Origin of the sequence: Polaromonas sp. (assembly GCF_041689105.1) — a bacterium.
GTDB lineage: Bacteria > Pseudomonadota > Gammaproteobacteria > Burkholderiales > Burkholderiaceae_C > Polaromonas.
Map to the genome: position 1 here is coordinate 1 of NZ_JBDNGU010000021.1, position 11,450 is coordinate 11,450.

The following is an 11,450-nucleotide window of genomic DNA, read 5'->3' on the forward strand; positions in this document are numbered from 1 at the left end:
CTGAAGGATTCAACAGCGCCATCCAACTCATCAAGGCCAATGCCCGTGGGTTTCGCAGCTTCACCAACTACCGGGCAAGAATTCTGTTTCATTGCGGTAAGTTGGATTTGGGTTGGGCGTGAGGAAAAAATCACAGTGAAATTAACGAAGAGCCGAATGTAAAAATTTTGTTGCAATCGTTCTAAAAGAAGAAAAATCGGAATTCTGAACGAGATTTGAAAGGACATCGATATTCATTTTTATTCCCATGAACTGAATTTGGTAAAGATTAGGTTTGGCGACTAAGCGATCACAAGTATCGGGAGATCTATTACTGTCCGCCCGAATTCCAATAGAACACTAGGCGCTAACAATTAAACTGCGCCTTGGACTTTTCCACATATCTGCTTGCATCTATCGCAAGAATTCCCGCTACCTCTCATCAATTTGGGCGACAGAGACCTCCCAATCACAATCAGGGGACGCAATTGGATGCCACCGATGACAACGGCAACGATTGATAATTACAAATCCAGCACCCCAGTCATTTTCCGTTTCGCGATACGGGTCATGTGGTACCGCAGGTAAAAAGAACTGAAGAAGAAGACCATCGCCCCCGACATCTCGAGGGATATGGGTTCCACCTTGTTGTAGTGGTTCAGCATGGACCTGCGGATTGAATATTCGCCGACATAAAAGACGACATAGGAGACGAGCATCAGCAACGCGCCCAGACCCTTGAGCCCGGCGCCGGAACCTTCGGTCAGTAGCTGACTGGGAATGAAGAGAACGAGGTATGCGATGAACAGGGTGGCTGCGTTGGACTCGGGATCGATTTTTCGAGCCCAGCTGGATTGGATGAACATCCAGACAAGCAAAAACAAGCCAAGCGTCAGCACCGTGAAGAGAAGCATCAAGCCCCAGTGCAATTTTGGCGGCGCCAGCCAGGCCTGGTCGGCCCCTTGGCTGTACGCGGCCACCGGTCTTGTGAAAGGCTCGGTCAGATGTTCGGTCATGGCTCCCCTGCTTCTTGTCACGTTGATCTCATGGAGAGATCACAGCCTCTCTTGACATGGATGATAAGGCTCCAGGCGCGTTCGGTCATCCCCCAAATGGAGGGCTATCCAAGGTTGCGATTACGAATGTAGCCTCCAAGCCGCACGACGCCTCGCCCTTTGGCGTGGAACCTGTTTGGCCGCCCTCCCCGCGAGCCCGGCCCATAAGAACAAGCCGTCTTCCGAATGAACGGGCGGGATCACTCAGTCCCGAACCAGGCGAATATCCGTCTCCCGCTCCACATACGCCCACTCCGGCGAGGCGCGCAGTTCATCCAGTATGTCGTTGAAGCTGTCTTCATGCTCGGGCGCAAACTCGAACCAGGTCAAAAAGTCAAAGGGCTCACTGTCTGACAGGTCGCGGCAGTGGTGCAGCCTTCTGGCGACGGAGGGCAGGTATTGCAGGCCAATCTGCGTATGGTGCGACTGCTCTTCAAAAATGGCCCGTCGCTCGTCCTGCGTCAGCGCCCACCAGGCCGGGCTTTTGCGGATGGGGATGAGTGCGGCGCAAGTGGCCTCCGGTCGGCCCGGGTCTTGTTGCTTGGCCAGCAATTGGGTTTTTTCGCTGCGCAGCACATAACGCTCGTTGCTGGTGATACCTCTGAGCACCCAGCCCGATGTTGATCCGGTTTCAGCCACCAGGTCGGGCAGAACCATGACCCGTGCGGTCCGCGCAAGAGGCCCACCCACCACCGCCCGCGCGCTGGTGACGCGCCATGGGCCGGTATCCCCGCCTGCAAATGAAAATAGCCGTGAAGTCATGTGTCCACCTTTCCATGCATGCGGCCTGCAACTACAGTGCCAGTTTCAAGCGCCCAATGCCTTGTTCGATCTTCGCGACATCCGCAGTCGCAAAACTAAGCCTGAACGTAGCCATATCCGGATTCCCCGCATAAAACGGCGCCCCCGGCACAAAGGCCACGCCCTGCTCAATCGCCCTCTTTGCAAACTCGCCGGCGTCTTTGGTTTTGCCGCCTGCACCCGTGAGCCGCGCCCAGAAGAACAGGCCGCCTTGCGGTTGCGTGAATTCCACCGCGTCACCCAGCTCGCGCTTGAGCGCCTGGCCCATGGCAATCGCGCGCTCGCCATAGACCTTCCGCACGTTATCGAGGGTGGCGGGCATGCGGCCTGACTTGAGGTATTGCGCGGCGGTCGCCTGGGCAAAGGTGCTGGTGTGGGCGTCGCTGAACTGTTTGCACATGGTGGCCTTGGCCAGCAGCTCGGCGGGGCCAATCATCCAGCCCACGCGCAGGCCGGGGCTCAGCACTTTGCTCATGCTGCCGCAGTGGGCGATCAGCTCGCGGCTGCCGGGCACGTCTTTGCTCAGGGCCAGGATGGACGGAGGCGGCGCTTCGTTGAAGTACAGGTCGCCATACGGGTCGTCCTCAACGATCAGGGTGTTGTATTTGACGGCGAGGTCAAGCACTTTTTTGCGGCGGTCCAGGCTCAGCAAGGCGCCGCTGGGGTTGCCAAAGGTGGGAATCAGGTAGACGAACTTGGGCTTGTGCTCAGCCATCAGCTTTTCCAGCTCGTCGGTCTTGACGCCGTTTTCGTCGATGGGCGCGCTGATGAGTTCTGCGCCATACAGCCGAAAGCACTGGATGGTGGCCAGAAAGGTCGGGCCTTCGACGATCACCTTGTCGCCGGGACCGATCATGGTTTTGCCGAGCAAATCAAGCCCCTGCTGGCTGCCGGTGGTGACGATCAGGCCTTCGGGCGCCACATCGACGCCCTTGCTGCCCATGAAGGCGGCGAGCTGCTCGCGCAGCGGGTTGTAGCCCTCGGTTGCACCGTACTGCAGCGCGGCGCCGGGCTCATCCGTCAGCGCCTTGTTGGCGGCCTCTTTGATGCCTTCGACGTCGAACATGGCGCTGTCAGGAAAGCCGCCGGCAAAGCTGATGATGCCGGGCTTGCCGAGCAGCTTGAACAGCTCACGGATGGCGGAGGTTTCGACGTTGTTGAGGCGGTCGGCAAATGGCAGGGGCATGGCGGTCTCTCTTTCTGCTGAGCATTGTCGCCAATTTGCGCCCGGCTTTCCTGCGTAACGGGCAAAATCCATGGGCTCGGCACGCCGTTTTGCGGGTTTGTGCTTGCGACGGTTCCTGACGGCAGGGGTTGGCTGGTTTACTTTTTAGGCGCACGCATGATCGAAAAACACATGGACATCCCCGGCGCCGACGGCGCGATGAACAGTTTTGTGGTTTACCCTGAAGAAGGCGGGCCGCACCCGGTGGTGCTGTTTTATATGGATGCGCCGGGCAAGCGCGAAGAGCTGCACGACATGGCGCGGCGTATTGCGGCGGTGGGCTACTACGTGGTGCTGCCCAACCTGTATTACCGGCGCTCGCGCGACTTCTGGCTGACCGAACGCACCGAGGCGCTGATGGCAACCATGTTTGAACACATGCACTCGCTCACCAACGCGATGGTGGTGCGCGACACAGAGGCCCTGCTGGCTTTCATAGACGGCCAGCCGCAGGCCGACGCCAGCCGCGTGAGTGCGGTGGGTTACTGCATGAGCGGCCCGTTTGTGATGGCAGCCGCCGCTGCCCTGCCCAAGCGCATCAGCAGCATTGCCAGTATTCACGGTGCCCATCTGGTGACCGACCGCGACGATTCCCCACACCTGATGGCACCCTTGATCACCCGCGAAAGCTACTTTGCCTGCGCCGAGACCGACCGCTGGGCACCGGCCGAGATTGTGCAAACGCTGCAAGAGGCGCTGGTGGCCGGTGGCACACCACACCGTATTGAGTGGTACGCGGGCACCGAGCACGGCTTTGTCTTCCCCCGGCGCGAAGGTATTTACAACCAGGCGGCTGCCGAAAGGCATTGGGAGCGGCTGTTTGATTTATTCAGGCGCACGCTGCAACTCAACAACGCCAGGGGTGATGCATGAATATCGTGAACGTCCACCAGCGGCGGCTGGAGGCCACGCCGGCACAGGTGGCGATGTTGTTTGATTCGCTGGGCTCGCAGGCCGACAGGCTGTGGCCACCCGACTGGCCGCGCATGAAGCTGGACCGGCCGCTGGCGATAGGCGCGACGGGCGGGCACGGGCCCATTCGCTACTTTGTGACAGCCTACACGCCGGGTGAGTCGGTGCGTTTTCAGTTCACTGAGCCCAAGGGCTTCAGGGGCTGGCACAGCTTTGTCGTGCTGGGCGCCGCCGAAGAAGACTGCGTGCTGGAACACCGCATTGAAATGGAGACCCAGGGCCGCGCCACCCTGATCTGGGAGCTGGCGCTTCGCCACCTGCACAACGCCTTGGTAGAAGACGCGCTTGCGCAGGCGCAGCGTGCCGTGGGCAACAAGCCCCTGGTGGTGCCCTGGCCGGCGCGCGTGCGGGTGTTGCGCTGGCTGCTGTCGGTTGGCAAGTCCGGGTCACGGCCTTCGCATGAGCCACCGGCAGGACCGTTAGTGTGAGTTGATAATAATCGTCTTAAAACGATATATTGACAATATCGCATTTAAACGATAAAGTGTATATATCGTTAAAAGGTGATATTTATGAACTCACAGCAGACCTTCGCCATTCAAACACCCGCACAACTGTCGGTGCACCTGAAGTCACTCCGCAAGGCACGTGGCATGACGCAGACGGCGCTGGGTGAACGCGTCGGCGTCAAACAGGTGCGCATCGCCGACATCGAGAAGAATCCTGGTGCCGTCAGCCTGGACCAGTTGCTGCAGGTCTTGCATGCGTTGGACGCGCGTCTGCTGCTGGCAGACACCCAGCGCTACGCCGATGCAGCCCCCTCACCTGCAGCCAAGGCTGGCGAACCACCGGCAGATTGGTAACCATGGCGTTTGCTGACCTCGACATATGGATGAACGGCCAGCGTGTAGGCGTCTGGTTCTGGACGCGCACCGGAACACCCGGCCTGCGGTATGACGACGCCTGGCGGCAATCGCCCAATGCACGCCCGCTCTCAGTCTCGCTTCCCTTGCCTGCGGGGGGCGGCGATGTGATGGGCGCCAGCGTAGAACACTACTTTGACAACCTGCTGCCTGACAGCAAACACATCAGGGACCGGCTGAGGCGCCGTTTCGGCACCCCATCAACCCGCGCTGCCGACCTGCTGGCGGCCATCGGGCGTGACTGCGTCGGCGCCGTTCAATTGATGCCCGCTGGTGAGCCGCCTCCACCGCATGACCGCATTGACAGCACGCCCCTGACCGACCACCAGGTAGAGGCCCTGTTGCGTGACGTGACCAACGACGATGCGGCTGAATCTTTTCTGCCGGACGCCTTTCGCATCTCTATCGCCGGTGCACAGGAAAAAACTGCCTTCTTGCGCGTCGGGCAACACTGGCACCTTCCGGAAGGTGCAACCCCCACCACGCATATTTTCAAACTACCGCTCGGGCTGGTGGGCAACATTCGCGCCGACATGTCGGATTCAGTGGAAAACGAGTGGCTTTGTGCCACACTGCTGGCCGCAATGGGTTTTGCAGTGGCACCCACTGAAATAGGACAGTTCGGCAAGCAGAAAGTGCTGATTGTTGAGCGTTTTGACAGACGCTGGACCGAAGGGAATCGCTGGATAGCCCGCCTTCCGCAGGAAGATTTCTGCCAGGCGAGCGGACAGCCGGGCGAGCTCAAATACGAGTGTGATGGCGGGCCGGGCATACGCGCTGGCCTGGCACTGCTTGCAGGTGGAAACAACCCGCGTGATGACAGCTTGCGCTTTGCCCTGGCCCAGCTCGCCTTCTGGCTCATGGCTGCCACCGACGGCCATGCCAAGAACTTCTCGATCTTTCTGGAGCGCGGGGGCGGCTACCGCATGACGCCGCTGTATGACGTGCTGTCGGTCTGGCCCATCATGGGCACGGGGCCCAATCAGGTACACCCGCGCCGTGCCAAACTGGCCATGGCCCTGCGGAGCAAAAACACCCACTACCACCTGCATGAGATCCGCACCCGCCACTGGCAACTGCTGGCGCAGCAAAGCGGTGTTCCCGATGCGTTTGACCACATGGTGGCACTGGTGCTGCTGGTGCCTGATGCGCTGGAGCGGGTGGCGGCGCAATTGCCAGCCGGTTTTCCGCAACGGGTTTTCAACCCCATACGCACCGGCATGCTGGCGCAGGCTCAACAATTTATTGCAGAGCTTCCATGAAAACCGCCGACATCGCCCCCTTCTTCGCCACCCTCAAAGCCGCCAACCCCATGCCGGTGACCGAACTGGAATACACCAGCGTGTTCGAGCTGCTGGCCGCTGTGCTGCTGAGCGCGCAGGCGACCGACGTGAGCGTGAACAAGGCCACACGCAAGCTCTTTCCGGTGGCCAACACGCCGCAAAAGATCCTGGACCTGGGCATTGAAGGGCTGGAGGGTTACATCAAGACCATTGGCCTGTACCGCAGCAAAGCCAAACACTTGATGGAAGCCTGCCGCATGCTGGTCGAGCAGCACAACAGCGTGGTGCCGCGCAGCCGCGAGGCGCTGGAGGCGCTGCCCGGCGTGGGCCGCAAGACCGCCAACGTGGTGCTCAACTCGGCCTTTGGCGAAGCAACGATGGCGGTGGACACACACATCTTCCGCCTCGGCAACCGCACCGGGCTGGCGCCGGGCAAGACGCCGCTGGAAGTCGAGCTGAAACTGCTCAAGCGTATCCCGCCCGAGTACCTGGTGGACGCGCACCACTGGCTGATCCTGCACGGGCGTTATGTGTGCGTGGCGCGCAAGCCCATGTGCTGGCAATGCGCGGTGGCACCGTGGTGCGACTTCACGCCTAAGACGCCGCTGCCTGAGTAGGCTCCGGGATGACGACGTCCGGGGACCGCCCGTCGTCGTTCAGGCCTCACGGCAGCACGATGGACTGCGCCAGATGCGAATAGACGGATGACACCCGGCGCAAGTGGCGCGACTCAGGATGCGTCAATAGCCACAGGTCGGTCTCACACTCATCCAGCGGCTCAGTGAGCTGCACAAGATCCCGCCGATCGCGCGCCAGGAACAAGGGCACGATGCCGACGCCAAGCCCCAGCGCCACCAGCTCCATGACCGACAGGATGCTGTTGACGCGGTACTGCGGCGCCACCTTCGGGAATTGGCGCTTGCGCCAGATGACCGAAGGGTGCTCAGGCAGCGCGTCGTCCGGGGCTATCCAGCTCGCATTGCCCGCCTGCACAGCGGCGTAGGTCCGTACGGCGCCCTTTTTCGCGGCGAACAAGGCTACGCGGACCGGTCCGAGCTGCTTGCCAACCAGATGTAGCGGTGGCTTCCTGGTGGCCCGTACTGCGATGTCCGCATCGCGGCGGGTCAGGCTGGCCAGTTCGTTGCCGGTGTGCAGCTCATAGTCAATCAGCGGATGCTCCGCCTTGAGCAGCTTCAGCGCAGGCGCCACCAGGCCGTGCAGGACGGTGTCGGTGGTGGTGAGGCGCACGGTGCCGGACACTTGAGACAACTGCATCGCCGTGGCCGAACGGGCTGCCTCGATCGCCGCCTCGATCTGCTCGGCTTGCTCGATCAGCAACTGCGCCAGATCAGTGGGGCGATAGCCGGCACGCGAGCGCTCGAAAAGGGTGCGGCCCAGGCCACGTTCGAGCCGCTGAAGGGACCGAAAAACCGTCGAAGCGTCAAGGCCCACGCGCTCACCAGCCGCCGCCAGCGTGCCTGCCCTTGCCAGCGACAACACGATCTGCAGGTCTGAAGCGTTCAATTGATATTGCGTTTGCGCAATCATGGTGTGCATTTTCGCCTATTTTCAATTCATGAATGCAATCCTAAAGTACAGGCATCGTTTCTCACTTCAAAGGAGTTCACTCATGAACGCTTCTCTTCCCCCTTCCACCGATCTCGGGATCGCCGTACTGCGCGTCAGCCTGGGCGTGATGTGGATCGCCCACGCGCTGCTCAAGCTCTTCGTCTTCACGCTGCCCGGCACCGCCCAGTACTTTGAAAGCATCGGCTTTCCCGGACAGCTGGCTTACCCCGTCTTTGCCGCCGAACTGTGCGGTGGCCTGGCGCTGCTCTTCGGCATCTACGCTCGTCAGGTGGCTCTGGCCCTGGTTCCCGTGATGGCCGTGGCAGTGTCAGTGCATGTGCCCAATGGCTGGGTGCACACCAGCCCGGGCGGCGGCTGGGAATATCCGGTGTTTCTCATCGCGACATCGATTGCGCTGTGGTTGCTCGGCGACGGCGCCGCAGCGATCAAGCGCAGCCCGCTCTGGGTGCCGCAACTTCGAGTTGCAAAATGAGCGGCCCGTTAGTGCTGGTCTCGCACGTCCTGTGCCCCTATGTGCAGCGCGCGGCCATCGTGCTGGCCGAAAAGGGTGTGGCCTTCGAGCGCCGCGACATCGACCTCGCCAACAAACCCGAATGGTTTAGAGCGGTCTCGCCGCTCGGCAAGACGCCGGTGCTGCTGGTCGGCGACGATGCGATCTTCGAGTCGGCAGTGATTTGCGAGTATCTGGAGGAGACGGCGCTGCCACGACTGCATCCGCTGGGCGCTCTGCAGCGCGCTCGCCACCGCGCCTGGATGGAGTTTGGTTCCTCGCTTTTAAACACGATTGCGGCGTTCTACAACGCGGCAGACGACGCAGCACTTGCGGCACGAGCCGTTGAGATTCGGGCGCGCATCGAGCAGCTGGAAGCAGCGCTTGGTGACGGGCCGTACTTTGCCGGCACGGCCTTCAGCGTCGTTGATGCAGTGTTCGGCCCCGTGTTCCGCTACTTTGATGTCTTTGAAGCCATCGACGACTTCGGCTTGTGTCAGAACTTGCCTCGTGCGCAACGCTGGCGTGCCGCATTGGCAAAGCGGCCTTCGGTGGCCGCAGCCGCACCTGCCGACTATCCGGTGCGGCTCAAGTCGTTCCTGGAACGCAGAGATGGCGCGCTCTCCAGGCGTATCGCCCGCAGCACCGCTGTGGTCTGAGTCGGGGGCGCCGTATTGCGACTACACGCCGACAAAACCGCAGCCGGGCTGAGGCCAGTTGGCCATTGCGGGCGCCTCGATTACGGAATGACACATCCAGAAGATTCACTCCTTCTTTTATAGCTGACTGCGCATATCCCACGTGGGCTGTAAGCCGATTTGACATTTAACCTCCATGAAAAACGCCGCCCACGGGGGGCGGCGCTCAATGGTTCACCGGGAGGTCCGGCGCGGCTCAAAACAGCAGGTTAGGCAAAAACATCGTGACAGCAGGCACGTAGGTGATGATCATCAGGAAAAGCAGCAGCACCATCGTCCACGGCAAGGCCGCGCGTGCTACGCCCAGGATGGACATCTTGGTGATACCCGCCGTGACAAACAGGTTCAGCCCCACCGGCGGTGTCACCATGCCGATCTCAAGGTTCACCACCATGATGATGCCCAGGTGAACCGGGTCGATGCCCAGCCGCGTGGCGATGGGAAACAGGATGGGCGCCATGATCAGGATGATGCCGGTTGGCTCCATGAACATGCCGGCGATCAGCAGCAGGATGTTGACCACGACGAGGAACTGCCAGGCCGGCATGCCCCAGCCGATGATGGTTTCGGCAATCGTCTGCGGAATACGCTCTGTCGTCAGCACATGCGCAAACAGCAGCGCATTGGCCACAATGAACAGCAGCATGATGGTGACCTTGCCGGAATCCAGCAGCACCTTGGGCACCTGTTTCATGCCGATGTCGCGGTAGACGAACACGGCAATGAAGAAGGCGTAGATGGCCGCCACGGCTGCGGCTTCGGTCGGCGTGAAGATGCCGCCGTAGATGCCACCCAGAATGATGACGATCAGCAGCAGGCCCCAGAGCGAGTCGCGGCCAGCTTTCAGGATCTCGCCCAGGGGCGCGCGCGGCTGGCGCGGCAGGTCCAGCATGCGGGCCCGCACGTAGATGGCCACCATCAGCATCAGGCCGAGCAGCAGGCCCGGAATGACGCCGGCCATGAAGAGCTTGCCGACCGAAGTCTCCGTGGCAGCGCCATAGACCACCATCACGATGGAAGGTGGAATCAGAATGCCGAGCGTACCGGCGTTGCAGATCACCCCCGCAGCAAACTGCTTGGGGTAGCCCGCCTTGACCATGCCGGCGATCACGATCGCACCGACCGCGACCACGGTGGCTGGCGACGAACCCGATACCGCTGCAAACAGCATGCATGCCAGAACCGACGCCATGGCCAGGCCACCGCGAAAGTGCCCGATGCAGGCATTGGCGAAACGGATCATGCGCCGGGCAACGCCGCCGGTGGTCATGAAAGAGCCACCCAGAATGAAAAACGGAATGGCCAGCAAGGTGTAGAGCTCGGAGGTCTCGAACAGCTTGAGCGTGAGCGAAGCCAGCGAGTCTTGTGCAAACACCAGGATGGTCAGGATGGACGACAGGCCAAGCGCTACTGCAATCGGCATGCCCAGCGCCATGAAGACAAAGAGCAGGATGAACAGTGCGGCGATGGTCATGGACGCACCTCGCCGTCGACCGGCTCTTCATTAAGCTTGAGTGCTTCTTTGGCTTCATCGCCAAGCAGGTGGGCTTCCTGGCCGCTGGCCAGTCGCCACAGGATCTGGGCAAAACGGAATGCCAGCAGCAGGAAGCCGAGCGGCAGGATGATCCGGGGAATCCAGCTCTGGATAGGAATGTCCTGCATCAGAATGCCCACGGTGTAAATTTTGTGGACATACTGGTAACTTCCGAAAGCGACGATCAGGGCGTACGCAATGCACAACGAGGCGGCGATCGACTCAACCACGCGGGCCGGGCGGTTGCCCAGCAACTTGACCGCAGCATCGACACCGATATGCGCGCCGACACGCACGCCGTAGGACATGCCCACAAAAATCAGCCAGGCAAACATGATACCGGTGAGCTCCAGCGCCCAGACGAAGCTGTAGTTAAAGACATAACGCGCAATCACCTGCATGAAAGTGACCAGCGTCATCGCCGCCATGAGGAAGGTGATCAGACCTTCCTCCAAATGTTCTAGCCAACGCATAGATGTACAAAGGGCCTGCGCTGCAGGCCCTTCCTTTGTTTTTTATTTATTGGCCTTGAGTGCGCCGTCAATCAGGTCGCGTCCAATGTCGCCCTCGAATTTCTTCCAGACCGGCTCCATGGTTTTGCGCCATGCAGCAACGTCATCTTTCGAGAGTTTCTGGATCTTGGCCTTGCCCGCGTCGGTGATCTTCTTGCGGTCGGCTTCATTGATGTCTGAGGCGAGCTTGTTGGCGTGCGCGGTGGCTTCGACCATGGCTTCTGACAGGCCTTTGCGAACATCGGCTGGCAGACCGTCCCACCACTTGGCGTTGGTCACGACCATGTAGTCGATCAGGCCATGGTTGGTCTCGGCGATGGTTTTTTGCACTTCATGGAATTTTTGCGAGTAGATGTTCGACCAGGTATTTTCCTGCCCGTCGACCACGCCCGTCTGCAGCGCCTGATAGACCTCGGCAAACGCCATTTTTTGTGGGTTGGCGCCTAGC

15 protein-coding genes are annotated in these 11,450 nt (G+C 60.6%); 8 read left to right on the forward strand and 7 right to left on the reverse strand.

Translation table 11 applies throughout. From position 1 onward, the window contains the following. Nucleotides 1–122 (forward strand): transposase (locus tag ACESMT_RS01860; RefSeq protein WP_372824715.1); only part of this gene is annotated, 122 nt, incomplete at its 5' end. 381 nt (nt 123–503) lie between these two features. On the opposite strand, the gene ACESMT_RS01865 is transcribed toward ACESMT_RS01860, so the two are convergent. The 3 genes from ACESMT_RS01865 to ACESMT_RS01875 form a co-directional block, all read right to left on the reverse strand. Further along, entirely contained in the window at nt 504–995 is a 492-nt protein-coding gene (locus ACESMT_RS01865) for a hypothetical protein (protein WP_372824691.1), read from the reverse strand. A gap of 243 nt (nt 996–1,238) precedes the next feature. Then, nucleotides 1,239–1,796 (reverse strand): chlorite dismutase family protein, encoded by a 558-nt coding sequence (locus ACESMT_RS01870; protein ID WP_372824693.1) that lies wholly within the window; start codon nt 1,794–1,796, stop codon nt 1,239–1,241. A 31-nt stretch (nt 1,797–1,827) separates the two neighbouring features. Beyond that, nucleotides 1,828–3,015, reverse strand: coding sequence for a PLP-dependent aminotransferase family protein (locus ACESMT_RS01875; RefSeq protein ID WP_372824717.1), 1,188 nt, complete (start codon nt 3,013–3,015; stop codon nt 1,828–1,830). A 162-nt stretch (nt 3,016–3,177) separates the two neighbouring features. Here ACESMT_RS01875 and ACESMT_RS01880 point away from each other — a divergent pair, with 162 nt between their 5' ends. The 5 genes from ACESMT_RS01880 to nth all read left to right on the forward strand — a co-directional run bounded on the left by ACESMT_RS01880 (nt 3,178) and on the right by nth (nt 6,795). Next, nucleotides 3,178–3,933, forward strand: a complete 756-nt coding sequence (locus ACESMT_RS01880; RefSeq protein WP_372824695.1) for a dienelactone hydrolase family protein — start codon at nt 3,178–3,180, stop codon at nt 3,931–3,933. Further along, nucleotides 3,930–4,460: an SRPBCC family protein gene (locus tag ACESMT_RS01885; RefSeq protein WP_372824697.1), complete on the forward strand. Its 531-nt coding sequence runs from the start codon at nt 3,930–3,932 to the stop codon at nt 4,458–4,460. The genes ACESMT_RS01880 and ACESMT_RS01885 overlap by 4 nt, the downstream gene beginning before the upstream one ends. Before the next feature lie 84 nt (nt 4,461–4,544). Then, nucleotides 4,545–4,835: a helix-turn-helix domain-containing protein gene (locus ACESMT_RS01890; RefSeq protein ID WP_372824699.1), complete on the forward strand. Its 291-nt coding sequence runs from the start codon at nt 4,545–4,547 to the stop codon at nt 4,833–4,835. A gap of 2 nt (nt 4,836–4,837) precedes the next feature. After that, nucleotides 4,838–6,157 (forward strand): type II toxin-antitoxin system HipA family toxin, encoded by a 1,320-nt coding sequence (locus ACESMT_RS01895; protein WP_372824701.1) that lies wholly within the window; start codon nt 4,838–4,840, stop codon nt 6,155–6,157. Next, complete coding sequence (nth, locus tag ACESMT_RS01900) at nt 6,154–6,795, forward strand: endonuclease III (RefSeq protein ID WP_372824703.1); 642 nt, start codon at nt 6,154–6,156, stop codon at nt 6,793–6,795. The genes ACESMT_RS01895 and nth overlap by 4 nt, the downstream gene beginning before the upstream one ends. A gap of 46 nt (nt 6,796–6,841) precedes the next feature. Here nth and ACESMT_RS01905 read toward each other — a convergent pair whose 3' ends face one another. Beyond that, nucleotides 6,842–7,726 carry a LysR family transcriptional regulator gene (locus tag ACESMT_RS01905; protein ID WP_372824719.1) on the reverse strand — a complete coding sequence of 295 codons (885 nt, stop codon included), beginning with the start codon at nt 7,724–7,726 and terminating at the stop codon, nt 6,842–6,844. Nucleotides 7,727–7,808: 82 nt separating this feature from the next. On the opposite strand from ACESMT_RS01905, the gene ACESMT_RS01910 reads away from it, so the two are divergent. Next, entirely contained in the window at nt 7,809–8,240 is a 432-nt protein-coding gene (locus ACESMT_RS01910) for a DoxX family protein (protein WP_372824705.1), read from the forward strand. Then, nucleotides 8,237–8,917, forward strand: coding sequence for a glutathione S-transferase family protein (locus ACESMT_RS01915; RefSeq protein ID WP_372824707.1), 681 nt, complete (start codon nt 8,237–8,239; stop codon nt 8,915–8,917). The genes ACESMT_RS01910 and ACESMT_RS01915 overlap by 4 nt, the downstream gene beginning before the upstream one ends. 235 nt (nt 8,918–9,152) lie before the next feature. On the opposite strand, the gene ACESMT_RS01920 is transcribed toward ACESMT_RS01915, so the two are convergent. The 3 genes from ACESMT_RS01920 to dctP form a co-directional block, all read right to left on the reverse strand. Continuing rightward, the gene (locus ACESMT_RS01920) at nt 9,153–10,430 is read right to left on the reverse strand and encodes a TRAP transporter large permease (RefSeq protein WP_372824709.1); all 1,278 of its coding nucleotides are present in this window, start codon (nt 10,428–10,430) and stop codon (nt 9,153–9,155) included. Further along, entirely contained in the window at nt 10,427–10,963 is a 537-nt protein-coding gene (locus ACESMT_RS01925) for a TRAP transporter small permease (RefSeq protein WP_372824711.1), read from the reverse strand. The genes ACESMT_RS01920 and ACESMT_RS01925 overlap by 4 nt, the downstream gene beginning before the upstream one ends. Before the next feature lie 42 nt (nt 10,964–11,005). Next, nucleotides 11,006–11,450 (reverse strand): TRAP transporter substrate-binding protein DctP (dctP, locus tag ACESMT_RS01930; protein WP_372824713.1); only part of this gene is annotated, 445 nt, incomplete at its 5' end.

Excerpts from the sequence above, each read along its gene's own strand:
- ACESMT_RS01865 (WP_372824691.1), bottom strand. The coding sequence starts at position 995 with ATGACCGAACATCTGACCGAGCCTTTCACAAGACCGGTGGCCGCGTAC.
- ACESMT_RS01870 (WP_372824693.1), bottom strand. The coding sequence starts at position 1,796 with ATGACTTCACGGCTATTTTCATTTGCAGGCGGGGATACCGGCCCATGG.
- ACESMT_RS01880 (WP_372824695.1), top strand. The coding sequence starts at position 3,178 with ATGATCGAAAAACACATGGACATCCCCGGCGCCGACGGCGCGATGAAC.
- ACESMT_RS01885 (WP_372824697.1), top strand. The coding sequence starts at position 3,930 with ATGAATATCGTGAACGTCCACCAGCGGCGGCTGGAGGCCACGCCGGCA.
- ACESMT_RS01890 (WP_372824699.1), top strand. The coding sequence starts at position 4,545 with ATGAACTCACAGCAGACCTTCGCCATTCAAACACCCGCACAACTGTCG.
- ACESMT_RS01895 (WP_372824701.1), top strand. The coding sequence starts at position 4,838 with ATGGCGTTTGCTGACCTCGACATATGGATGAACGGCCAGCGTGTAGGC.
- nth (WP_372824703.1), top strand. The coding sequence starts at position 6,154 with ATGAAAACCGCCGACATCGCCCCCTTCTTCGCCACCCTCAAAGCCGCC.
- ACESMT_RS01905 (WP_372824719.1), bottom strand. The coding sequence starts at position 7,726 with ATGATTGCGCAAACGCAATATCAATTGAACGCTTCAGACCTGCAGATC.
- ACESMT_RS01910 (WP_372824705.1), top strand. The coding sequence starts at position 7,809 with ATGAACGCTTCTCTTCCCCCTTCCACCGATCTCGGGATCGCCGTACTG.
- ACESMT_RS01915 (WP_372824707.1), top strand. The coding sequence starts at position 8,237 with ATGAGCGGCCCGTTAGTGCTGGTCTCGCACGTCCTGTGCCCCTATGTG.
- ACESMT_RS01920 (WP_372824709.1), bottom strand. The coding sequence starts at position 10,430 with ATGACCATCGCCGCACTGTTCATCCTGCTCTTTGTCTTCATGGCGCTG.
- ACESMT_RS01925 (WP_372824711.1), bottom strand. The coding sequence starts at position 10,963 with ATGCGTTGGCTAGAACATTTGGAGGAAGGTCTGATCACCTTCCTCATG.